Source organism: Butyrivibrio sp. FCS006 (assembly GCF_000424525.1).
GTDB lineage: Bacteria > Bacillota > Clostridia > Lachnospirales > Lachnospiraceae > Butyrivibrio.
In genome coordinates this window covers 55,102-78,707 of sequence record NZ_KE384205.1, presented here as the reverse complement: position 1 = coordinate 78,707, position 23,606 = coordinate 55,102, and the positions used below count along the sequence as shown (strand labels likewise).

At 43.9% G+C, this 23,606-nt stretch carries 18 protein-coding genes and 1 tRNA gene; 17 read left to right on the top strand and 2 right to left on the bottom strand.

What is annotated here, in order from left to right:
- Nucleotides 1–200 precede the first annotated feature (200 nt).
- From G633_RS0114965 to G633_RS0114945, 5 genes are all read left to right on the top strand, one after another.
- Entirely contained in the window at nt 201–1,301 is a 1,101-nt protein-coding gene (locus tag G633_RS0114965; RefSeq protein ID WP_035771717.1) for an RNA-splicing ligase RtcB, read from the top strand.
- Nucleotides 1,298–1,927 carry a peptide chain release factor H gene (gene prfH / locus G633_RS0114960; RefSeq protein WP_026520412.1) on the top strand — a complete coding sequence of 210 codons (630 nt, stop codon included), beginning with the start codon at nt 1,298–1,300 and terminating at the stop codon, nt 1,925–1,927. The genes G633_RS0114965 and prfH overlap by 4 nt, the downstream gene beginning before the upstream one ends.
- Complete coding sequence (locus tag G633_RS0114955; protein ID WP_026520411.1) at nt 1,924–3,009, top strand: AAA family ATPase; 1,086 nt, start codon at nt 1,924–1,926, stop codon at nt 3,007–3,009. The genes prfH and G633_RS0114955 overlap by 4 nt, the downstream gene beginning before the upstream one ends.
- Entirely contained in the window at nt 2,993–4,855 is a 1,863-nt protein-coding gene (locus G633_RS0114950) for a vWA domain-containing protein (RefSeq protein WP_026520410.1), read from the top strand. Before G633_RS0114955 ends, G633_RS0114950 begins: the two co-directional genes overlap by 17 nt.
- A 148-nt stretch (nt 4,856–5,003) precedes the next feature.
- The gene (locus G633_RS0114945) at nt 5,004–5,573 is read left to right on the top strand and encodes a recombinase family protein (protein WP_035771664.1); all 570 of its coding nucleotides are present in this window, start codon (nt 5,004–5,006) and stop codon (nt 5,571–5,573) included.
- Nucleotides 5,574–5,852: 279 nt separating this feature from the next.
- On the opposite strand, the gene G633_RS0114940 is transcribed toward G633_RS0114945, so the two are convergent.
- The gene (locus G633_RS0114940; RefSeq protein WP_026520408.1) at nt 5,853–6,371 is read right to left on the bottom strand and encodes a relaxase/mobilization nuclease domain-containing protein; all 519 of its coding nucleotides are present in this window, start codon (nt 6,369–6,371) and stop codon (nt 5,853–5,855) included.
- 419 nt (nt 6,372–6,790) lie between these two features.
- Nucleotides 6,791–6,967, bottom strand: a complete 177-nt coding sequence (locus tag G633_RS19825; RefSeq protein ID WP_081664817.1) for a helix-turn-helix domain-containing protein — start codon at nt 6,965–6,967, stop codon at nt 6,791–6,793.
- 609 nt (nt 6,968–7,576) lie between these two features.
- Here G633_RS19825 and G633_RS0114920 point away from each other — a divergent pair.
- From G633_RS0114920 to rpoD, 12 genes are all read left to right on the top strand, one after another.
- A complete protein-coding gene (locus G633_RS0114920; RefSeq protein ID WP_026520405.1) occupies nt 7,577–8,317 on the top strand; it encodes a transposase in 741 nt (246 codons plus the stop codon).
- A 175-nt stretch (nt 8,318–8,492) separates the two neighbouring features.
- A complete protein-coding gene (locus G633_RS0114915) occupies nt 8,493–9,365 on the top strand; it encodes an AraC family transcriptional regulator (protein ID WP_022767477.1) in 873 nt (290 codons plus the stop codon).
- Between the two features lie 183 nt (nt 9,366–9,548).
- A complete protein-coding gene (locus G633_RS0114910) occupies nt 9,549–11,189 on the top strand; it encodes a sensor domain-containing diguanylate cyclase (RefSeq protein ID WP_026520404.1) in 1,641 nt (546 codons plus the stop codon).
- A gap of 104 nt (nt 11,190–11,293) precedes the next feature.
- Nucleotides 11,294–12,808 (top strand): GGDEF domain-containing protein, encoded by a 1,515-nt coding sequence (locus tag G633_RS19530; RefSeq protein ID WP_026520403.1) that lies wholly within the window; start codon nt 11,294–11,296, stop codon nt 12,806–12,808.
- A 42-nt stretch (nt 12,809–12,850) separates the two neighbouring features.
- On the top strand, nt 12,851–14,746 hold the full coding sequence (locus G633_RS0114900; RefSeq protein WP_026520402.1) for a diguanylate cyclase: 1,896 nt from the start codon (nt 12,851–12,853) through the stop codon (nt 14,744–14,746).
- A gap of 34 nt (nt 14,747–14,780) precedes the next feature.
- A tRNA-Leu gene (locus tag G633_RS0114895) sits at nt 14,781–14,863 on the top strand.
- 159 nt (nt 14,864–15,022) lie between these two features.
- Entirely contained in the window at nt 15,023–18,277 is a 3,255-nt protein-coding gene (gene carB, locus G633_RS0114890) for a carbamoyl-phosphate synthase large subunit (RefSeq protein ID WP_026520401.1), read from the top strand.
- Nucleotides 18,278–18,333: 56 nt separating this feature from the next.
- On the top strand, nt 18,334–18,747 hold the full coding sequence (locus G633_RS0114885) for a hypothetical protein (RefSeq protein ID WP_026520400.1): 414 nt from the start codon (nt 18,334–18,336) through the stop codon (nt 18,745–18,747).
- 24 nt (nt 18,748–18,771) lie between these two features.
- Nucleotides 18,772–19,083, top strand: a complete 312-nt coding sequence (locus G633_RS0114880) for a hypothetical protein (RefSeq protein WP_026520399.1) — start codon at nt 18,772–18,774, stop codon at nt 19,081–19,083.
- Between the two features lie 128 nt (nt 19,084–19,211).
- Nucleotides 19,212–20,222, top strand: a complete 1,011-nt coding sequence (locus G633_RS0114875) for a deoxyguanosinetriphosphate triphosphohydrolase (protein WP_026520398.1) — start codon at nt 19,212–19,214, stop codon at nt 20,220–20,222.
- A 19-nt stretch (nt 20,223–20,241) separates the two neighbouring features.
- On the top strand, nt 20,242–22,020 hold the full coding sequence (dnaG, locus tag G633_RS0114870) for a DNA primase (RefSeq protein ID WP_026520397.1): 1,779 nt from the start codon (nt 20,242–20,244) through the stop codon (nt 22,018–22,020).
- Nucleotides 22,021–22,432: 412 nt separating this feature from the next.
- The gene (gene rpoD, locus G633_RS0114865) at nt 22,433–23,605 is read left to right on the top strand and encodes an RNA polymerase sigma factor RpoD (RefSeq protein ID WP_026512342.1); all 1,173 of its coding nucleotides are present in this window, start codon (nt 22,433–22,435) and stop codon (nt 23,603–23,605) included.
- Nucleotide 23,606: the final 1 nt, after the last annotated feature.

Genomic DNA, 23,606 nt, shown 5'->3' with positions numbered 1-23,606 from the left:
CATGAAACATCTGATAAATAACGTAACTATTAACAACATAAATGACAGAGGCATGATTGTCCGCCGTCTTTTATTCTGATCAATCGATCAGATTGTATTTCCGGGCCAAAAGCAAGGTAGGACAAATGTAAGCCTCTGGTAAAGAAGAAAGAGGTTTTATTTTGATACCAGTAAAAGGAAAATACTCAGATGCCCTTATCATGTGCGTTGGGGATGTGACTGATGGAAATGTGGATCAGTATGCCATCGCCCAGGTACAGATGATATGTGACACTGAGGCTGCTAAGGGCAGCAATATTAGAATCATGCCGGATGTCCATCCGGGAAAAGTGGGCCCTATAGGCCTCACCATGACAGTAAAAGATGCTGTCATGCCATCTCTTCTAGGGATTGATTTGGCATGTGGAATGAGCATGGTCAAGATTGGGAAGGTTAGAAAGGATTTTCAGAAGCTTGATTCTATCATCAGAGAGAATGTGCCAGTGGGATTTAGCATTAGAAAGACTGTTCATAGTATTGCTTCCGACTTTGACCTTATGGGTCTCATCTGTGCAGAGCACATCAGGTATGACAAGGCAATGTTTAGTCTCGGAACTCTCGGTGGTGGTAATCATTTCATCGAGATTGATGTAGATGACGAAGGCGAGGGATACCTAATCGTCCACAGTGGCAGTCGTCATCTTGGGAAAGAGGTGGCTGAATACTATCTGGACAAGGGTCATAAGTTTCTGAAGAAGTCTGGAAAAGATGATGTTCCTTATGAGCTTACATATCTCACGGATGAGCTCCTTTCGGATTATCTACATGATGTAAAGATTGCGCAGGAATACGCTGCACTAAACCGCAGGATCATTGTTAGTGAGATTGTTAAGGGTATGAAATGGAAGCATGAGGAATTTTTTTCCTGTGTACACAACTATATTGATTATAGAGGGCAAGAACCAATCCTACGAAAAGGAGCAATTTCAGCAGGGAAGGATGAAGCGGTCATTATTCCTATAAACATGCGGGATGGAGTAATTTTGGGAAAAGGTCTTGGGAATCCTGATTGGAACATGTCAGCTCCTCACGGAGCAGGTAGGATTGCTTCAAGAGAAAAGGTTTTGTCTTCTCATACTGTTTCAGAGTTCAAGACTTCAATGAAGGGCATTTACTCCAGCTGTATTGGAAAGGGAACTCTTGATGAAGCTCCATCCGCTTATAGGGACGCTTCATACATCACAGGGGCTATCGCAGAAACAGTAAAGATCACCAAGGTACTAAAGCCTATCTATAACTACAAAGGAGGGAGCGAAAAATGATTTTACAGATTAGCTCTGGAATGGGGCCTGTTGAGTGCAGGGCTGCCGTAGGAGGAATTTTTAGAAGGCTAAAGCAAGAGAACCCTGATTTTGAGGTGATTACATCCGTTAAGGGAGAGGTTGAAGGTGCTTATTCATCAATAATATTTACTGCGGAAAGGGACCTTTCAGACCTTGCAGGCACCATGGAATGGATTAGTAAAAGCAGCTACAGACCAGGACACAAGAGAAAGAACTGGTTTGTGGATGTAAGCATTATCGATGAGCCTTTAGAAGTGGATGAGAGCATAAGTGAAAGCAACATAAGGATTGAAAAGTTTCATAGTGGAGGACCTGGTGGTCAGCATGTAAATAAAACAGAGTCCGGGGTAAGGATTATCCATATCCCTACAGGTATTACAGTGTCCTCTACCAAGGAGAGAAGCCAGTTTATGAATAAGCAGGATGCACTTAAAAAGCTTTCCGCTGTTCTTAAACAGACAAATGCAAATAGTAAAGATAAACAAAAGAACGATGCATGGAGTAAACACGCACAGATAGTACGTGGGAACCCGATACGCATCTATGAAGGAGAGAGCTTTAAACTCACCTTCGTAAAAGAGAAAGAGGAGAACGAAGATTTATGAATTTACCAGTAACAGTAAATCAGGAAGAGCTTCTGGACATATTACTAAATATAGCTCCTGCAAGACCTGTTTTTATCTGGGGAGCACCTGGAGTAGGAAAATCAGCCCTGGTAGAAAAATTTGCCATAGAAGTAGGGCTTGAGTGTGTTTCCCTTTTGGGAAGCCAGCTGGCACCTGAGGATATCATCGGAATTCCTCAGATAAAGGGAGATACATCCGAATTTCTGCCACCTAAGATGATCGCAAGAAAAGAGCCATACGTCCTTTTCCTAGATGAACTTAATGCCTGCTCACAGGAGGTACAGAAGGCCTTTTACAGCCTTATCTATGAGAGGAGGATTGGTGAATACCATCTTCCTGAGGGCAGTATTGTAATTGGCGCAGGAAATCGAACACAGGATGCAGCAATAGTTAAGACAATGTCCAGCGCACTAATTAACAGAATGTTTCATGTTCAGCTTAAGCCTGATGTAAAGAGCTGGCTCACATGGGCCTACGGAAATGGAATCCACAGCTGGGTAACTGATTATATCAGCCAAAGACCGGATCACCTTTTCTCAGAGCCTCCAAAGACAGAAGAGCCATTTTCTACACCAAGATCATGGCATATGCTGAGTGATGCACTTAAGGAATTTGGAGCTGGGGAAAAAGAAATCCCGATTGAGACAATCAGAATGCTTGCTTATGGCAGCATAACAGCCAGTCATGCTGGTATGTTTGCAGCATTCGTAAAGCAGCTTGATAATAAGTACCTTCTTGAAGACATCATCAAGGGAGACGCAAGATGGCCAGAGAAGCCTGAGGACAGGGATGTTCTCTACTTCCTCGCGCAGTCTTTCAGAGCAAGACTTCTCCATGACCTTCCTCAGAAGAAGGCTGAGATTGACAAGAAGAACCAGTACTTTGCGCACAGGGCAAAGTCTCTTTTAAAGGAACTTGCACAGCTCAATTACGAGCTTGCACAGATGGTAGTATCTGCTGATGACGGCAAGGTACTTCCTGAGTGGTTCATGATTGAGATTGTAAGAGATCTTCCCAGGCTTGTAGCACAGGAGAAGAAAAAGGATGGGAAAACAGCATAAGGAAAGAGAAGATCCAAACTATGTTCAGCTTAGAAAGGGAATGGATCTTGTATATGAACATGACGTATTCAGCCATTTTGCTCGTTATTACCTAAAAATAGCCGAAAGGGGTGAAATAGGCAAAAAGACACCTGCATGTTCAAAGTCAGATGGAACAATCCTTGTAAATAAGCAGGTTAGCCTTGCACCAAAGCAGTGGGCTTTTGCTATAGCTCACTGCATTCTTCACAACTGCTTTGGACACTATGACCTTGATAAGGTACCGGGATATATGGTGGAGGATGCCTCAGGAAAGAAGATTAAGAAAGCCAGTTTTAATCCTAAGCTTTGGAATATTGCCTGCGATATCTACGTAGACAGATTCCTTCATGACATTAAGCTCGGAGAACCGCTTAATCAATCCCCGGTAGGCACTATCCCTTTCAGCATCATGGAGGATGAATACAAGATATACGACTATCTTGTAAGGGAACACTGGGATGAAAATAATAATGCCTACGGAGTTGGGAATATTGATTCTATGGATATGATTGGCCTCGATAAGCCAATTGAGTATGGTATCGATAGATGGGGCAGACAGGAAAAGAATGAGTTTGCCAGCGATTTTGCATACTATCTTGCAAAATCCGTATCAAACGCAATCGACTATGTTTCTGACCATGAGGAAGAGAACTCATTTGGAAGAAGAATAGCCAGCTGGTTTATAAATGCATTCCCGCTTCTTGGAGCTATTGCAGCATCATTCAAGGTTGTTGATGACATTGAAGAGTGCAGAAAGTACGACATCAGCATAGCTGCTGTGGATGCCTATGAAGGAATCATCTATATCAACACTTCCAAGAATATGTCAGAGGAAGAGTGGAGATTTGTAATGGCGCATGAATTCCTTCATGCAGCACTTCTCCATCACAGAAGGTCTGCAGGTAGGGATCCATATCTTTGGAATATTGCTACCGACTATGTAATTAATGGATGGCTTTTTGAGATGCAGATAGGCGTTATGCCTGAGGGTGTACTGTATGATCCTGCACTTAAGAATAAGTCTGCTGAAGAGATCTACGATATGATCTGCCAGGATATGAGGACTTACATGAAGATGAACACCTTCAGAGGCAATGGCCAGGGTGACATCATGGGCAGAAGAGCTCCAAGTATGTTTGACGGCTCGGGAAGAGGTGTATCTCTCGATGAATTTTACAGGAATTCACTTACTCAGGGCCTTGAATATGAGACAGGCAGACGTGGCAGAGGTTTCATCCCAGCAGGACTTGTTGAGGAGATCAGAGCCCTTGCTGTACCGCCGGTGCCCTGGGATGTAAAGCTTTCAGAATGGTTCAATGCACATATCAGACCACTTGAGAAGCACAGAAGTTATGCGCATCCAAGTAGAAGACAGAGCTGCACACCTGATATCCCAAGAGCAAGATACGTTGTCACAGAGAGTAAGGAATCCTCAAGAACTTTTGGAGTCATCATAGATACTTCAGGTTCTATGGCACCTTCAGATATCGGTAAGGCCCTCGGAGCGGTGGCAAGCTATTCTGCAGCAAGAGATGTACCTGCGGCAAGAGTAATATTCTGCGATGCGAACGCCTATGATGCAGGATACATGACACCGGAAGACATTGCCGGAAGAGTAAAGGTTATTGGAAGAGGCGGCACCAGGCTTCAGCCTGCGGTTGATATGCTTCAGAACGCAAAGGACTTTCCAAAGGATGGCCCGATTCTCATTCTCACAGATGGAGAGATTGATCAGCATCTTGATATCAAGAGAGAACACGCATTTATCATGCCTATTGGGTGCAGGCTCCCGTTCAAGGCTAGAGGAGAAGTGTTCTATATGTAGTAGGGTGTATATCTTCTACGTATTCAAAACTTTTAAGTTATGAGTTCCTAAACAGTATGCATAATAATCTAAGTTTGAACAGGCTCAAAATATGTCCTCATAATTGGGACGTAGCTTGAGCCTGTTTTGTGTAAGGAGCGTGATGATAATGATATATGGATATGCAAGAGTAAGTACAAAGACTCAGGCTAAAGATGGTAATAGTCTTGAGTCACAAGAATTATCCTTGATAGAGGCTGGCGCAACGAAGATATTTAAGGATGCTTTTACTGGTACCACTACGAATAGACCTGAGTTTGATAAGCTTTTGAGTGTTATAGAAGCTGGAGATACCTTAACGGTTACAAAGCTCGATAGAATAGCAAGGAGTGCTTCAGAAGGATCTCGGCTTATTAAAGGCTTAATTGATAAAGGGATATCTGTAAATGTCTTGAATATGGGAAAGATGGACAATACTCCAACAGGCAAACTTATTTGTACAATCATGTTTGCTTTTGCTGAATTTGAAAGGGACATGATCGTTGAAAGGACCCAGGAAGGCAGAGCTATTGCAAGGAAAAATCCTGGCTTTCATGAAGGTCGTCCTAAGAAGTATACTTCCAAGCAAATAGATCATGCGATTCAGCTTCTGAGCAATTATAGTTATTCACAGGTTGCTGAGATGACGGGAATAAGCAAAGCAACGCTGGTAAGGGAAAAAAGTAAAATGAAGCGATAAGTATTTGTTTCATCCTCAGATTATGAAGAATGGAGAACTCAAGGAGATGCCCCGGTAAAGACTATATCATTATATGCATTCCGGGGCGACAAACTCTCCTATGAGGAAGACGTTTTTTTCTATAGTGGTCATTTATATGAGGTAATAATTGACTTTTATTTCATATTTTCCTTTTAGGATGAAATACAAGATGTAGTACAGTTTCTATCATAAATGTTTTGAGCAATTCTGCACCCCAGCAACAACAATTACTAATGGGTATTGTGTGCCATTTATGTCTTATGAATATTCCTCATATGTATAATAGCGGCTGTACTTTTTCCAATATTTCTCTGCTTGTTTTTTGAAAAGAGCCCAATCCTTTCCAGAGATATGAAGCCTCTTTCCGTTTATCCCTGTTGTATTAATTATCAAATGAACGTGGTAATTACCAGAATCATACTTGTGAAGAGCGTATGCAACTTGGTGTTTTTCTGAAAAGAAATCGCATAGTTTTGCGATATATTTCTCAAGTAGCTTTCTACTGCACTGAGAACTGTCATCCATTGAAACAACGATGTGCTTTACTAGACTACCTTCTGAAAAATATAACGCTTTTATTTTTTTGAAATCCTTCTCCACCATACTTGCATCTGTATAAGCTGATCCAATGACTCCATAAATGCGCTCCTTTTTTGGAAGCTTTTTTGCGCCTTCAAAAATATAATTTACGGTCTTTTTTATTGCATCATGGTTAGAGTAATTGTTCTTTGAATAGTTCTTATTTTGAGGTTCTGCAAATTTTACAATAAGGCCCATATTTTTTTTGCACTCTTTCGAATCTTTTTAGCTTGTGAGCTCTTATATAGATCAAGCTTTGACGCAATCTTACATAAGTTAAAATAAACTTCTGTAAGTGTCTCTTTCTGTAGGTGATCAAGACAAGCTTCATTATTTGAATCTTTCTGATAATAATCTTGAAGGTGGCGAATGATAATTTGGGTTGTTGTCCTATTGTTCGTCTTTGATTCTTCATCGATTATTTGCTTTAGTTGTAAAGGTATTCGTATAGAAACCTGTATTGTTTTCATATATTTCCTCCGGGTATGTTAGTACTTTTATATTTATTGATGATTTTAAAGAAGTATATTTCATATACGTTTATGTGTGTATATGTATTCTATGAGAATAATTATGTAGATTAATAGATATAGCAAGTAACGCCAAATGTAATACAATTAAGTTTCTGCAAAATATTCTGCTAGAAATTTGTCAATATTTTCCTTCTTTACATAGTATTTCCTTCCGAGCTTCTTCGCAGGAATCTTTCCTGAACGGATCAAAGAGTATGCTGAGTTTTTGCCAATGCTTAATGCTGTGGCTAATTGTTCAACCGTGAAAAGTTTTGCCTCCATAAAATCTCCTTTCCTTGAATTATAGTATTGTTTAGTACCAAATAATTTTTTATAAAGTTGTATAAAGGTGAGTGGTTTAAAAGAATGTTTATGAATTATAAAAAATTATATTGAGCAAGTTCGATGAAGATAAAAGGATGTCTTGATTACTTAATTAGCTCAAGCAATTTCAGATGATAATTGAAAGTATTATTTTCATAATGATTTTAGGTGAGACCAAAGGTGAGACTTGAAAAATGCTGATGCCGCAAACCTCCTTTTTATCAGTATTTGCGGATGTGGAAATTAGTTCAAGTCCCATCTTCCGCACTGAAAAAGAGGATCAACTCGAAAGAGTTGGTCCTTTTTCTTTTCCACAGGTGAGTCACCGGGGACGTTTCAGTTTGACTCATTTTGAGTCACCGGGGAGTCATTGGGGACGTTTCAGTTTGACTCATTTTGAGTCATTGGGGACGTTTCACTTTGACTCATTTTTGTTTTGGGCTTTACAACAAATTCTTTGGATGATAGAATCTCTTTTATCAAAAATCAGTCCTATATCAGGACAACAATCAGAAATACATCTGATTGATTTCCCTAATAAATATATTTAGTTACAGGAGGAGTACTATGGCACGTCGTGCGCGGAGCATGAGTGAATCCGGGTACATGCATATTGTTGTGCGCGGAATTGGAAAACAAATACTATTTGAAGACAGGCAGGACTTCAAACACTTTTTAAACAGACTTGAACGTTTTTGCCTTGAGACAGAAGTGAAAATCTGTGCGTATTGTCTCATGGATAATCACGTTCACTTATTGGTTCATGGTGAATCATCATCAACAATTCTTTTAATGAAAAAGATGGGGGTAAGTTATTCGGAATACTACAATAAAAAGTATGATCGAGTAGGGCACCTTTTTCAAAATAGGTACTTAAGTGAGAAAATTGAATCGGAAAAGTATTTTCTTGCAGTGTTTCGATATATTCTTCAAAACCCTGAGAGAGCGAAAATATGCAAGAGTTCAGAGTACCGATGGAGCAGTTACAGCTTGTATAACGATCCGCCGGAGTTTATAGATTTGTCCCTGATAAAGTTAATGCTGGGTGATTATGAACACTACCGGGAATTTGTCGCATGTGAAAGTGATGAGCAGTGCTTGGATTATGTTAAGGCCAAACATGATGATGAGTGGGCAAAAGAGGAATTGAAAAAGTGCCTGAGTATTTCTTCGGGGACAGTTTTACAGAAATATTGTAGGATAGATAGAGATAATGCTCTTAGCAGGCTTAAGGAACGGGGATTGTCAATTCGGCAGATTGAAAGGCTTACGGGTATAAATCGTAGTACTATACAGAGAGCTAAGTGAATGTGGATGAGTCAAAGTGAAACGTCCCCGTTGACTCAAAATGAGACAAAGTGAAACGTCCCCGGTGTCTCAAAATGAGTCAAAGTGAAACGTCCCCAGTGACTCAAAAGGGTAAAAATAGTCGAGAATTATGGCAGGCTTCTTAGCTATTCTTAATTCACAAGGAGTTAAGCCGATGGATCATCAATTACAAGTTGTACGCATGATGCAGGATTACATCAAAGACCATATCAATGAAGATATTTCAATTGATACTATTGCAAAAGAGATCTCGTATTCAGCATCATATGCCAGAAAAATCTTCATAAAGCATCTGGGAATGACACCGGCGGTTTATATAAGGCGCCTTAAACTGTCGAAGTCAGCGCTTAAGCTGCGCGATGAGAATTGTCAGATTCTGGATGTGGCAATGGAAATGGGCTTTGGAAGTGTGGATGGATATCAGCGTGCTTTCAGACGTGAGTTTGGCTGTAATCCAAAAGAGTATTCGAACAGTCCTGTACCGATCTGGCTATTCACTCCTTACCTTGTAGAAGTTAAAGAAAGGAAGAAAGATACTATGAGTGAAACAAGAAATGTCTTTATTCAGGTGATTGAAAAGCCTGCTAGAAAAGTAATTATCAAGCGCGGAATAAAGGCCGATGAATACTGGTCGTATTGCGAGGAAGTAGGCTGCGATGTTTGGGGCCTTTTAACAAGCATTAAGTCTATCAGTGGAGAACCGGTATGCTTGTGGTTGCCAAAACATTTAAGAAAGCCGGTAACGAACGAATATGTCCAGGGAGTAGAAGTAGAGCCTGATTACTCCGGCGTAATTCCCGAAGGGTTTGAAACTATTGATTTACCGGCATCCACATACCTTCTGTTTAGAGGTGAACCGTTTGATCCCGATAATTACGTAGAGGCAATTGGCGAAATATGGGACGCAGAGAAGAAATATAATCCGGAGTTCATCGGATATGAGTGGGACGATATGAATCCAAGAATTCAGCTTGAGCCTATTGGAGAGCGCGGCTACATAGAACTTGTACCGGTAAAGAAACTGTAAAAATGAGTCAAAGTGAAACGTCCCCGGTGACTCAAAATGAGTCAAAGTGAAACGTCCCCGGTGACTCACAAATGTTATATTTTTCTAAAATGAACGCAAAACCGTTTGTGTGATGTACAATTAATCTAGTATATTATACATGTTCGGCTATTCTGAGCAGGATATACCTGAGGAGATAGATTGATGCGTTCGCTTAGAACAAGAATTACAGTTACAATGCTCTGCGTGATATTTGTGGCTCTGCTTTTCACCACGCTCCTGAGTGCAATCTTCATAAGAAGGACTGAGAGTCGCAAGACTGATCAGCTCCTTCTTATGCTGTGCAAGAACGGGGAAAAGAGCCTTGATTATTATTTCGACAGTGTTCAGAATTCGGTTGAAAGTGTAGCTGCCTTTGTGGAAGAGGATCTGGAAGGCACGAGTGATGAAGAGTTAAGCGAGCACATGGAGCGTGCCAGAGATTATTTTGGAATGATGGCGTCCGAGACAAAAGGAGTTCTTACATATTACTATCGTATCGATCCGCCCATCTCCACCAAAGAGAAGGGCTTCTGGTACATCAATCTTACAGGCGACGGCTTTGAAGAGCACGAAGTTACCGATATCACCCAGTATGATGTGAATGATACGTCGAAGCTGGTGTGGTTTACTGTCCCCAAGCATGAAGGAAAATCCATCTGGCTTCCACCGTACATAACTGACAATCTGGATGTACGCGTTATTTCCTACGATGCCCCGGTTTATTATAAGGGAGAGTTTATCGGTGTTGTCGGCATAGAAGTTGACTACACAACGATGGCTGAGGAAGTCGACAGCATACAGTTTTACGATAACGGATACGCATATCTTTGTGGCGCAGACGGCAAGCTCTTTTACCATCCACGCATAAATGTTACAGATTCAGCCGGAGCGACCAAGTATGAGATACCCTTTGATATGTCAGGCGATAGCTCTTTTGTGCGATATAAATATAACGGCGAGGAAAAAGAGGCAGCCTGGGTTCCTTTAAGCAATGGCATGCGTCTTATTGTTTCCGTCCCTGAATCGGAGACGAAGGGAGAATGGATAGGTCTTATTCAGAACATCTCTTTGGGAGCTATATTAGTGCTGCTAATATCAAGCCTGTTTCTTATGGTATATACCAGGCGCATAACAAAGCCCCTTGAGGAGCTGACTGAGGCAACCGAGCGGATAGAGAAGGGAAACTACGACTCAGATCTTACCTATGACGCAGACGATGAGCTTGGCAGACTTACAAGGTCTTTTAAAAAGCTCTCGGACAACATGGAGGCTCACATCAGCGATCTGAATGAGCAGGTATTTGTTGATGCACTTACACATGTCAAGAACAAGGGTGCCTTCGAGAAGATGGCAAAAGAGCTACAGGACCAGATAGATGGCGGAGCAGTAAAGCCGGAGTTTGCAATCGGCGCTTTTGACTGTGACAGCCTTAAGATAATCAATGACAAGTACGGACATGATAAGGGAGATGCATATCTTAAAGCAGCCTGCAATACCATAAGTAATGTTTTCAAGCACAGTCCCGTGTTCAGAATAGGTGGAGATGAATTCGCTGTAATTCTGAGGAAGGATGATTATCTTAACCTGGATACGCTTAGTAAGCAGTTTGACATTGCTTCAGAGACTACCAATGCATCAGCAGCCGTGGAACCATGGGATTACGTATGTATATCAAAGGGTTTTGCTGTTTATGATCCGGAGAGGGACAGTACAGTTACCGATGTTATGAGGCGAGCGGATAAGCTCATGTATGAAAATAAGCGTGAAAGAAAAGAATCCGGATACCACCCTTTTGGGCCTTGAGCCTGAAAGGGTGATTTTTTACAGTTTGCTTATTAAACGTTTATAAATGTATAATATATTGATGATATCATATAAAGTGAGATAGAATACGAACAGGTGACGCTATGATAAAGGCGATTAAAAACTATTTCTTTCCCACGATTGATAAAGACGTCAGAGAACTGATGGATCAGACCTGCACAAGGAATATTAAAAACGTATCACTTGTAGTGGCCGTTTTTGAAACCTTGACGCTGCTTCTCTTTGTGCTGTCCAGAAAGAGCTTTGGGCACCAAGAGTGGCTTAGTATCGGGAGCGTTATGTTCTGTATCATCACATGCTTAAGCGTATTTTTTGTCACAAGATATATGCTTTCAAAAGATGAGCTCGATCATTTAAAGGTTGAGCTTATGCAGATTATCTACTATATACTAATGTCTTTGTGGTCTATGTGGGGGTCGTATCGCAGGTATGAGCGCGGCGAGCAGATACTCACTTTCTACGCCTGTGAAGTGATGCTGGTATGTTTTATAGTCCTGAAACCCTGGACAAGCACCTTGATGACTCTCTATACCTATGTTGTCCTTTATTCTGTCATTCTCAAGGCAGACGGAGGTACCGGGATCAATACCATAAACTATTCAATACTGGTTCTGGTTTCAGCCATCGGAATGGGAATGCGCTTTCATTCCTTGAGAAATACCTCTGAAGCTACTATCAAGCTTGAAAAGTCCAAGAACTCTGAAATACAGGACAAGATGAACATCCTTCAGTCTATAGCTGATATTTACGATAAGGTAAATCTTATTGATTTTATCGAGAATACTGAGATGTCGGTAAGAGACAAGGATCACGTCAAATACAATCTCGACCTTAGCGTTCATAAACATACTGTTATGAGCACGAAGATAAGAGAGAAGGTCATGCCTGATCAGCTCGATGACTTCATAGCTTTTACGGATATCAGTACCGTCAGAGAAAGACTTGTTGGAAAAAGACTTCTCAGTGAAGATTTCATTGATGTGGTAGACGGATGGTTCAGAGCCCAGTACATCCCGGTGGAAGTTGACGATGAAGGCATGCCGACGCAGGTTGTATTCACTACAAGAAATGTTGATGACGAGAGACAGCGTGAAGAACGTCTTGTCAGAATTGCTATGACGGATGAACTGACAAGGCTCTTCAATCGCCGAAGCTATGAAGAGGACCTTGACGAGTGCGAGAAAAACGGTCTTGATAAAGACTTTGTCATTTTATCAGCGGACGTTAACGGCCTGAAGAGAGTAAACGACACCATGGGACATGCCGGTGGCGATGAGCTCCTTAAGGGGGCTGCGGAATGTCTTTTACTGGGGATTGCAAGTAAGGGCAAGGTTTACCGAATAGGTGGTGACGAATTTGCAGCAATCCTGCATACCGGGGATCCTGAAGCAGTTAAAAGAGATATTGAAAGCTATGTTGATAAGTGGTCCGGACAGTATTCGGAAAAGCTTTCTATATCCATTGGATATGCAACACATGCAGATAACGAGAGCCTTGATATTGTAGGGCTTGAGAAGAAGGCTGATGATGAGATGTACCGGGCTAAGGCCAGGTATTATGCAACAAGCGGTATAGACAGAAGGACAAGCAACAGATGAGTCAAACTGAAACGTCCCCAATGACTCATCAAGCGGTAAATTATGGAAAATTCCAAAAAGCTTATCGCCTTTATGGGCGGAATGATCGATGAAGAAAAGAACTGCTACTTTATCCGTTCAATGGAAGAAGAATGCAGAAAGCACGGCTATCTGATGATCGTCTTCGGTTTTTCTGAGACCACATTCAGTGATCAGGACAGAAACAACTGCGAGATGAAACTTACTCAGATGGCTGGTTTTCTTGACCTTAAAGCAATCATCGTACAGCTTGAGTTTATAAAGAATGACTATCTTATAGATGCCTTCAAGAGGCTTGCAGCCAGGAAAAAGATCCCTTTCATTGCAATGGAGCGCACGCTTCCTGACTGCATGAATATTTCCATGAATTATAAAAACGGCTTTGCAGAGATGGTAAGGCACGTTGTACAGGTTCATGGTTGCAGAGATATCTACATGATGGCTGGAATTGAGGGCGATCATTTTTCTGAGGAGAGAATAGAGGCTTACAAGCAGGTCCTTACAGAGAACGGAATTACCATCAATGAAAAGAGAATTGGCTATGGACAGTTCTGGGATAAGCCTGCAAGAGAAGTAACAAAAGAGCTTATAAAGGAAGGTAATCTCCCTGAGGCAATTGTATGCGCCAATGACAATATGGCCGTTGCAGTAAGTGATGAGCTTCAAAAAGCCGGATACAGGATTCCGGAGGATGTGATCGTTACAGGCTTTGACGGGGAGAGAAAATGTCTTTTCAAATCTCCGTCTATTTCCACGGTTGAGCCTGACTATCAGAGCGAAGCAAGACAGATAGTCGAGATGATAATGAATAATGAAGGAAAACCTTTGGCTAGGGCTGATGAAAAGGTTGGCTTTAACCTGAGGCTCAGAGGATCCTGTGGCTGCAACAGGTCAGAGGATACTCTTTCTATTGACGATGTCAGTTCGCTTTCTGAGTACTACGATGATGTCAACTGGGCTGTAACCAATATAAATAGCCTGTTCGCACAGGCAGCGATGCTTGAGACGCTCACGGACCTTTCAAGAGTTACGCAGGAGACGCTCTGGCTCTGGAAAAGAGATTTTCAGTTCGTTGCGCTTAACTCCGACCTTCTTCGCGAAGAGAACTGCGTCTTTGGAAAGGGAAAATACACGACGTTCTTTAGCTTTATGGACGGCGACTCATCAGGAATAGGGGATACTTTTAGCGAGGATATTCTGTTTCCTGATTTTGATACCATCGCAGCAAAGAGCAATATCAGCATAATGTTTGTAAAACTCCTTCATTCCGGTGGCAGGATCTTTGGCTATCTGGTTGAAGGAATGGAAAATGTAAATGACAGGGCAGTGAGAAGGTGCGAAGAATTCGGAATGCTCCTCTCGACAGCTATTAATGTTGTGGATGTAAACAGAAACCTCATCCGTATGCATAAAGAGATTGAGAAGGTTTCCGTCAGGGATTATCTGACCGGAATCTTTAACAGGCGAGGGTTCTTTGGCGAGCTTGATATGCTCACTAATATGCCGTACAACCAGGGCAAGTTCCTCACAATCTTTTCCGTTGATATGGATGGGCTTAAGCACATCAACGATTACTACGGTCATGCAGAGGGTGACTTTGCGATACAATGCATCGCAGAGGCTGTGCAGCACATAGCTTCGCGCAATGGAATCAGTGCGCGCTTTGGCGGCGATGAATTTGCGTGCGCAATGATATCCGAGATGCCTGTCAATTTATCGGCGGACACCTTCAGAAGTCGCATCGCAAGCTTCCTTGCACAGAGAAAAGACATTTCGAAAAAGGAGTATGCAATAACCGCCAGCGTAGGCAGCGCATCTACGATTATTGATGACAACATCAAAATTGAGAAGCTGATAATTGAGGCCGATGATGCCATGTATGCCGACAAAAAGCTCAAGAATGAGAGACTCTTGACATAAAGCTTTAAAATGGGTATCATTATTTTTGTCGCTTGCGGAAGTGGCGGAATGGCAGACGCGCATGGTTCAGGTCCATGTGTTGGCAACAACATGAGGGTTCAAGTCCCTTCTTCCGCATTTGAAACGAAGCACCCCCGATGCCTGTGGCATCGGGGGTTTTTCGTTTCAAAGGGGGAGAGTCCTCTCCCCCTTAAAAAAACATAAATTTACATCTTGTGCAAACCCCCTTTGGAATATAGAATGTATAAGAATGAAATCGAATAGGGGAGGAAGATCATGGCACAGAGAACTGATATACACAAAGTACTGATAATCGGCTCGGGACCGATTGTTATTGGACAGGCGTGTGAGTTTGACTATTCCGGAACGCAGGCATGCAAGGCACTTAGGAGCCTGGGGTACGAAATAGTCCTCGTTAATTCAAATCCCGCAACTATCATGACGGATCCGGAGATGGCTGATAAGACTTATATTGAGCCTCTTAATGTGGACCGTGTTGCTGCAGTTATTGAAAAAGAAAGGCCGGATGCTCTTCTACCTAATCTTGGTGGTCAGTCAGGCCTTAATCTATGTTCTGAGTTATATAAGGCCGGTATTCTCGACAAATTCAACGTAAAAGTTATAGGTGTTCAGGTTGACGCTATTGAGCGTGGCGAAGACAGAACAGAATTTAAAAAGACAATGGACATGCTTGGTATTGAGATGGCAAGATCCAAGGCATGCTATAGCATAGAAGAAGCTCTCGCAGAAGCCGATGAGCTTGGATATCCGGTTGTACTTCGTCCTGCGTATACCATGGGCGGAGCAGGCGGCGGACTTGTCTATAATAAAGAAGAGCTTCAGACAGTCTGCTCACGTGGCCTTCAGGCATCCATCATCCATCAGGTTCTTGTTGAGGAATCAATCCTTGGCTGGGAGGAACTTGAGCTTGAGGTTGTCCGCGACAAAGATAACAACATGATCACGGTATGTTTTATTGAAAACGTAGATCCTGTCGGCGTTCACACAGGTGATTCCTTCTGTACGGCGCCAATGCTCACAATTTCCGAGGACCTTCAGAAGGAGCTCCAGAGACAGGCTTACAAGATTGTAGAACACATCGGAGTTATCGGTGGTACCAACGTACAGTTTGCCCATGATCCCAAGACCGGAAGAATCGTTGTTATCGAGATCAACCCCAGAACCTCCCGTTCATCAGCCCTTGCCAGCAAGGCTACAGGCTTCCCTATCGCCCTTGTTTCAGCCAAGCTCGCAACAGGACTTACATTATCGGAACTCCCTGATTCCAAGTTCGGAACACTTGATAAATACGTGCCAAACGGCGACTATGTTGTTGTTAAGTTCGCCCGCTGGGCATTTGAGAAATTCCACGGCGTAGAGGACAAGCTGGGAACCCAGATGAGAGCCGTTGGAGAAGTAATGAGTATTGGCAAGAACTTCAAGGAAGCCTTCCAGAAGGCCATCAGATCCCTTGAGAAGGACCGCTTCGGTCTTGGCTGCATAGAGAAGTTTGAAGAGATGCCGGTAAAAGAGCTTTTAAGACGCCTTAAGGATGCTTCCTCAGAGAGATACTTCCTTATGTATGAAGCTATGAAGAAGGGCGTTACTGTAGAGGAACTCTGCGACATTACAAAAGTTAAAGAGTACTTCGTAAGCCAGATGAAAGAGCTTGTTGATGAGGAGACAGCTCTTTTGACCAAATATAATGGTAAGGTTCCGGAAAGCGCAGACCTTATTAAAGCCAAGGAAGACGGCTTCTCAGATAAGTACCTGGCTAAGGTTCTCTCAGTATCCGAGGATGACATCAGAGCAGGAAGAGAAGGCGCAGGCCTTACAGAGAACTGGGATGGCGTTCACGTATACGGCACCGACGGAAGTGCTTATTACTACTCAACCTATCAGAAAGAAAGCGCACTTGAGAATCCTATGAAGCTCTCAGAGGGCGCTGAGAATAAGAAGATCATGATCCTGGGCGGAGGTCCCAACAGGATCGGTCAGGGTATTGAGTTTGACTACTGCTGCGTACATGCAAGCCTTGCACTTAAGAAGCTCGGCTTTGAGACAATCATCGTAAACTGCAACCCTGAGACAGTATCAACCGACTACGATACATCAGATAAGCTCTATTTTGAGCCACTTACTCTTGAGGATGTACTTCAGATCTATCGCAAGGAAAAGCCTCTTGGCGTAATCGCTCAGTTCGGCGGACAGACACCTCTTAACCTTGCAGCCAAGCTCAAGGAAGAGGGCGTAAATATCCTCGGAACAACACCTGAAGTAATCGACCTTGCTGAGGACAGAGACCAGTTCCGCATGATGATGGACAAGCTTGGAATCCCTATGGCAGAGTCGGGAATGGCTTCAAACGTAGAAGAGGCCAAGGCAATAGCAGCAAGGATCGGGTATCCTGTTATGGTTCGTCCTTCCTTCGTTCTTGGCGGACGCGGAATGGAGATCGTAAGGGATGAGGATTCCATGGAAGGCTACATGAAAGCCGCTGTAGGCGTTACACCTGACAGACCTATCCTTATCGACAGATTCCTTCACAACGCACTTGAGTGCGAGGCAGATGCTATAAGCGATGGCAAGGCAGCCTTTGTTCCTGCGGTTATGGAGCACATTGAGCTTGCGGGAATCCACTCCGGTGATTCAGCCTGCATCATACCTTCCAAGCACATTTCGGAAAAGAACCTTAAGACCATCGAGGAGTACACAAGAAAGATCGCTGTTGAGATGAATGTTGTAGGTCTTATGAACATGCAGTACGCCATCGAGGATGACACTGTATATGTTCTTGAGGCTAACCCCAGAGCATCCCGTACAGTTCCGCTGGTTTCAAAGGTTTGCGGAATCAAGATGGTTCCTGTTGCAACAGATATCATCACATCACAGCTCACCGGCAGACCTTCACCTGTTCAGGGACTTATCGATGGCAAGAAGAAGGATGAGCCTCCATACTACGGAGTAAAAGAGGCTGTATTCCCGTTCAATATGTTCCCTGAGGTTGACCCTGTTCTCGGACCTGAGATGAGATCAACCGGAGAAGTTCTCGGACTTGCGAAGACTCCCGGAGAAGCTTTCTTTAAGGCATACGAGGCAGCAGGCGGAGCACTTCCTCTTAGCGGAGCAGTACTTATCTCACTGAACAGAGAGGATAAGCCTGAGGCAGCAAGCATTGCAAAGAGCTTTGCAGAGGAAGGCTTTAAGATATACGCAACAGGCAAGACCTACGAGACAATCATAGAAGCCGGAATTGAGGCTACAAGGATAAACAAGAACTTCGAGGGCGGAAGACCAAACGTAGAGGACATCATCAAGAACGGCGATGTTCAGCTGGTAATCAACTCTCCGATCGGCAAGTACACTCAGCACGACGACGGATACCTTAGAAGAGCAGCCATCAAGGCAAGGATTCCTTATATCACTACCGTTGCTGCTGCTAAGGCCGCTGCAGAGGGCGTTCGCCAGGTAAAAGAGAACGGCGCCGGCAATATCAGTTCACTCCAGGAGTATCACAAATCCCTTGACTAAAAGGGAGCAAAAAAGGTGTATACTTAGGGTAGATTTCTTTTGACAAGGAGGGGATTATGGAAGGAACAGGTGAGAACACAAACATTACTGTAAACGGCAATGCTGAGATGCTAAAGGTCGACAAAAAACATCTCTTCTGGCAGAGGCTGTCGGCTCTGGCGGTAGTGGCTACATTCCTTGTAGTTCTTGTGGTGGCAATGATCCTGGTACCACAGGTTACGACTACTCTTGGCAATATCAACAAGGTTGCAAAGGATGCAGAAGAGGCGATTGCCAATGTTGATACCATGGTCCTTGAGATGACCGATGCCAGCAAGAATCTTAACCAGCTTGTGGGGGACAATTCCGAAGCTCTTACCGAGGCAGTCACCAACATGTCAAACGTTGATTTTGACGGCCTTAATAAGGCAATAAAGGACCTCCAGGATACAGTCGGCCCTATGGCAAATTTCTTTAATAAATTCAGGTAAGCCGGGATTTTGGAGATATGTAACATGGAAATAGAAGTTTCATCATTTTTTAACCTGAGCCACTACGAGTACGGAGAGGCATATTTTGGAAGCCACAAGGGCATGAGATATCGCCTTGCGAGAGAGCCTCTTGAAAACGTTAAGTTTACTCCCGTTGATCAGAGAGGACCGGCTACACTTATGGCAACCGTATGGCCTGAGCCAAATGCTTACGGCAAGACGGATCCGTCACTTATGACCAGCGAGCACTTTGAAGTTTCTCAGGAAGGGCTTGAAGAGGCTGTTAAGTGGATAAATGACCAGTATACAAGCCGTCTTGGAGAGTGGAACAGGTAAATGTACTAAATTTTAAAAAATTTAATTTAGAAAAAAAGGATTTTAAGATCCCACGTCGAATATTTATGATGTGGGGTCTTTTTTTCTGACAGGCCCGCATAAATCCAATACTCAGAAAGAAGAAAACATTGAAAATTCGCGAAAAACTTGAAGACAGAGAGACTAGAATCTTAAGCAAGCATGCTACTCTCAGCATGAATTCCAAGGGACGTGAAAAAGAAGAAAAGGATTGTGATATCAGGCCTTGCTTCCAAAGAGACCGTGACAGGATTCTTTATTCCAAGTCATTCAGAAGGCTCAAGGACAAGACCCAGGTCTTTTTGTCGCCTGATGGGGATCACTACAGGACCAGAATGACCCACACCCTTGAGGTATCTCAGAATGCAAGGACCATTGCCAAGGCGCTTATGCTCAATGAGGACCTGGCAGAGGCTATAGCCCTGGGGCACGACCTCGGTCATACACCTTTCGGCCATGCGGGCGAGAGGGCTCTTAATGCTGTGAGTCCCGAAGGGTTTAAGCACAATGAACAGAGCCTTCGCATAGTTGAGAAGCTTGAGAACTATGGCAAGGGACTCAATCTTACCTGGGAAGTCAGGGACGGTATCGTGAATCATGAGATGGATCTTACTCCGGGAACACTTGAGGGCAAGGTGGTCCGTCTTTCTGACAAGATCGCTTATATGCATCACGATATGGACGATGCTATAAGAGGAGGTATCATCACCGAGAAGGATGTTCCGGAGGATCTGGCAAAAGTGATCGGCCATACCAACGGAGAATGGCTGGATACCTTCATCCACGACATAATAGCTACAAGTATGGATAAAGACGACATCAGGATGTCTGATGAGGTATATGATGCTTTCCACAAGCTCCGCAGATTCATGTTTGACAGGGTTTATACCAACCCGATAGCCAAGGGGCAGGAAGGTAAGGTAGAGGACATGATCAAATTCCTCTATCAGTATTATATTGATCATCAGGATCTTTTACCTAAGTATCTACAAAATATGAAAGACAGGGGAGAGGCTACCGGGGAGAGAATAGTCTGCGACTACGTCAGCTCCATGACTGACAGATACGCAGTTGCAGTATTTGAGGAGGTATTCGTACCGCACTCCTGGGCAGTACTTTGACAACAGTGGGGAGAAACAATTGCGATATTCAGATGACATCATAGAAGAAGTCAGATCGCGAAACGACATTGTGGATGTGGTCGGACAGTACGTCCACCTGCAGAAAAAGGGAGCCAATTACTTTGGCCTTTGTCCCTTCCACAATGAGAAATCCGGCTCTTTTTCCGTATCACAGAGTAAGCAGATATTTCACTGCTTCGGCTGCGGAGCCGGTGGTAACGTGATCAGCTTTTTGATGAAATATGACAACTTAACATTTACAGAAGCTCTGCAGCAGCTGGCAGAGAGAGCGGGAGTGAGGCTCCCGGAAGCGGACGATTCACCGCAGGCAAGGGCCATGAGAGATAAGAGGCAGATGCTTCTTGATATCAACAGAGAAGCTGCCAAGTACTACTACAGAAACCTAAGGGCCAAGAGCGGCGAAAAGGGCATGCAGTACTTTAAGCAGAGGCAGCTTACCGATGAAACCATGAAGCACTTTGGCCTTGGATTTGCCAATATGACTTCGGATGATCTGGTCAAGTACCTCAGACAGATGGGCTTTGAGGACAAGCTGATAATCGAGGCCGGACTTGCATCCTTTGATGAGCAGAGAGGAACTCATGATAAGTTCTGGAACAGAGTAATGTTCCCGATATCAGATGCTCAGGGCAAGGTCATAGGCTTTGGCGGACGAGTAATGGGAGATGGCAAGCCCAAGTACCTTAACTCTCCGGAGACTCCGATATTTGACAAGAGCCGAAATCTCTTTGGACTTAATTATGCCAAGAGTTCAAAGGCAGGTTACATGATAATCTGCGAGGGATATATGGACGTAATAGCCATGCATCAGGCGGGCTTTGACATGGCAGTGGCTTCCCTGGGAACAGCTTTTACCATGGGACAGGCCATGATCCTAAAGAGATACACCGACACCGTAGTCCTCTCCTATGACAGTGACGAGGCCGGAACCAAGGCGGCCATGAGAGGCATCGGAATCCTTAAGGAAGTCGGACTTAAGGGCAAGGTCTTAGATTTAAGGCCTTACAAGGATCCTGACGAGTTCATCAAGAACCTGGGCAAGGACGAATTCGAACAAAGAGTTAAGAACGCAGAGAATCCGTTTTTCTTTGAGGCAAGAGTGGAGGAGTCAAGGCATGATATGTCTGACCCGGTATCCAAGACCGAGTTCCATAGAAAGCTTGCAGCTATGCTCTGCGAATTTGAGGAGGCTGTTGAGAGAGAGAATTACATCGAGGCGACAGCAGCCAGATATAACATAGCAGTGGATGACCTTCGAAAGCTTGTAAGCGCCACTGCAGCCAAGGGAGTGCCCGTGCGGACTGACAATACTCCGAAGTCCGGGACAGCAGTCAAGAAGACTCCCGAGGACAGCGCAAGGAAGAATCAAAGACTCCTTCTTACCTGGCTGACAGATGAGCCGGGGATTCTTCCCAAGGTAACCAAATGGGTAACGCCTGAGGATTTCTCAGATGATCTATACAGAAGCGTTGCAGAAGAGCTTTTTGCCGGAATGCAGAGTGGAAACTTCTCACCGGCAGCAGTCATTGACAGGTTTGGCGATGAAGAGGAACATCGGCAGGTGGCCGAAATGTTCAACACCAATCTTGTGGATATCGAGACACCTGATCAAAGGCGCAAGGCTTTTCATGACATTATCTACGCCGTCAAGCAGGCGGGATATGAGAGGCAAAAAAAGATGCTTAAGCCCGATGATCCGCAGTACCTTATGAAGACCATCCAGGGCAAGAAAGATCTGGAGAAGCTGGCTCATGCCGACATTTCTCCGGATGACTGAAATGAAAAAATCTATCTAAAAGAAAAGGAAGAATAAAATGGCAACTAAGAAAGAGACAACAAAGGAAACAGAGAAGAAGACTAAGGCAGCAGCAAAGAGCACCAAGGCAGCTGCCAAGGAAGCTCCTGCTAAGAAGGAAACAGCCAAGAAAGAGACTGCTAAAAAGGAAAAGGCTGTCAAGGAAGAAAAGGCCGTTAAGGAAGCTCCCGCTAAGAAGGAGAAAGCAGCCAAGGAAGCTAAGGAAGCTCCTGCCAAGAAGGAAACAGCCAAGAAGACTTCCAAGAAGGCAGCAGCTGAAGAGGGCGTTAAGGAGACCAAGAAGAGTAAGGCAGCTAAGGCTGCTGAGCCTGAAGTTAATGCTGCGGCTGATGGTGAACTTGACGATGCAACCAAGGAGCTCTTTTCCCAGAAGATAAAAGAGATCCTTGCTCTTGCCAAGAAGAAGAAAAATGTCCTTGAGTATGCAGAGATCAGCGATTTCTTCGCAGACATGGGACTTAACGAGGAGCAGCTCGATAACGTTCTTGAGGTTCTTGAGAACTCAGGAATCGACGTTCTTCGTGTTTCCGATGATGTAGATGATCTTCCCGATGATGATGACATGATCATCTCAGAGGAGGACGAGGTTGATATGGAGAATATCGACCTGTCAGTTCCTGATGGAATCAGCATCGAGGATCCTGTAAGAATGTACCTTAAGGAAATCGGTAAGGTTCCGCTTCTTACAGCTGAGCAGGAGATCGATCTTGCCAAGGCCATGGAAGCAGGTCTTGACGCAGAGAAGACTCTTGCAGAGGATGAGGGCAAGAACAAGCTCTCCGATGCCAAGAAGAAAGAGCTTAACCAGATCATATATGAGGGAAATGAGGCTAAGAAGCGCCTTGCAGAAGCTAACCTCCGTCTCGTTGTAAGTATTGCCAAGAGATATGTCGGAAGAGGAATGCTCTTCCTTGACCTTATTCAGGAAGGTAACCTTGGTCTTATCAAGGCTGTTGAGAAGTTCGATTTCAGAAAGGGATTCAAGTTCTCAACATATGCTACATGGTGGATCAGACAGGCCATCACAAGAGCTATCGCCGATCAGGCCAGAACTATCCGTATCCCTGTACACATGGTTGAGACCATCAACAAGCTCATCCGTGTAAGCAGACAGCTCCTTCAGGAACTTGGCCGTGAGCCACTTCCCGAGGAAGTTGCAAAGGAGATGAACCTCCCTGTAGAGCGTGTTCGTGAGATCCTTAAGATCTCTCAGGAGCCTGTATCCTTAGAGACACCTATCGGTGAAGAGGAAGATTCACATCTTGGTGATTTCATTCAGGACGACAACGTTCCTGTACCTGCTGATGCAGCAGCATTCACACTCCTTAAGGAGCAGCTGGTTGAGGTTCTTGATACTCTTACAGAGCGTGAGCAGAAGGTACTTAGGCTCAGATTCGGTCTTGATGACGGAAGAGCAAGAACTCTTGAGGAAGTAGGAAAAGAGTTCAACGTAACCCGTGAGCGTATCCGTCAGATCGAGGCTAAGGCTCTCCGTAAGCTCCGTCACCCAAGCAGAAGCCGCAAGCTCAAGGATTATCTTGACTGAT

Bases quoted from the DNA above. Each gene is read 5' to 3' on its own strand.
- G633_RS0114940 (WP_026520408.1), bottom strand. From the start codon at position 6,371: ATGGGCCTTATTGTAAAATTTGCAGAACCTCAAAATAAGAACTATTCA.
- G633_RS0114910 (WP_026520404.1), top strand. From the start codon at position 9,549: ATGCGTTCGCTTAGAACAAGAATTACAGTTACAATGCTCTGCGTGATA.
- G633_RS0114945 (WP_035771664.1), top strand. From the start codon at position 5,004: ATGATATATGGATATGCAAGAGTAAGTACAAAGACTCAGGCTAAAGAT.
- G633_RS0114885 (WP_026520400.1), top strand. From the start codon at position 18,334: ATGGAAGGAACAGGTGAGAACACAAACATTACTGTAAACGGCAATGCT.
- G633_RS0114955 (WP_026520411.1), top strand. From the start codon at position 1,924: ATGAATTTACCAGTAACAGTAAATCAGGAAGAGCTTCTGGACATATTA.
- G633_RS19825 (WP_081664817.1), bottom strand. From the start codon at position 6,967: ATGGAGGCAAAACTTTTCACGGTTGAACAATTAGCCACAGCATTAAGC.
- G633_RS0114950 (WP_026520410.1), top strand. From the start codon at position 2,993: ATGGGAAAACAGCATAAGGAAAGAGAAGATCCAAACTATGTTCAGCTT.
- carB (WP_026520401.1), top strand. From the start codon at position 15,023: ATGGCACAGAGAACTGATATACACAAAGTACTGATAATCGGCTCGGGA.
- G633_RS0114965 (WP_035771717.1), top strand. From the start codon at position 201: ATGTGCGTTGGGGATGTGACTGATGGAAATGTGGATCAGTATGCCATC.
- G633_RS0114920 (WP_026520405.1), top strand. From the start codon at position 7,577: ATGGCACGTCGTGCGCGGAGCATGAGTGAATCCGGGTACATGCATATT.
- G633_RS0114880 (WP_026520399.1), top strand. From the start codon at position 18,772: ATGGAAATAGAAGTTTCATCATTTTTTAACCTGAGCCACTACGAGTAC.
- G633_RS19530 (WP_026520403.1), top strand. From the start codon at position 11,294: ATGATAAAGGCGATTAAAAACTATTTCTTTCCCACGATTGATAAAGAC.
- G633_RS0114915 (WP_022767477.1), top strand. From the start codon at position 8,493: ATGGATCATCAATTACAAGTTGTACGCATGATGCAGGATTACATCAAA.
- prfH (WP_026520412.1), top strand. From the start codon at position 1,298: ATGATTTTACAGATTAGCTCTGGAATGGGGCCTGTTGAGTGCAGGGCT.
- G633_RS0114900 (WP_026520402.1), top strand. From the start codon at position 12,851: ATGGAAAATTCCAAAAAGCTTATCGCCTTTATGGGCGGAATGATCGAT.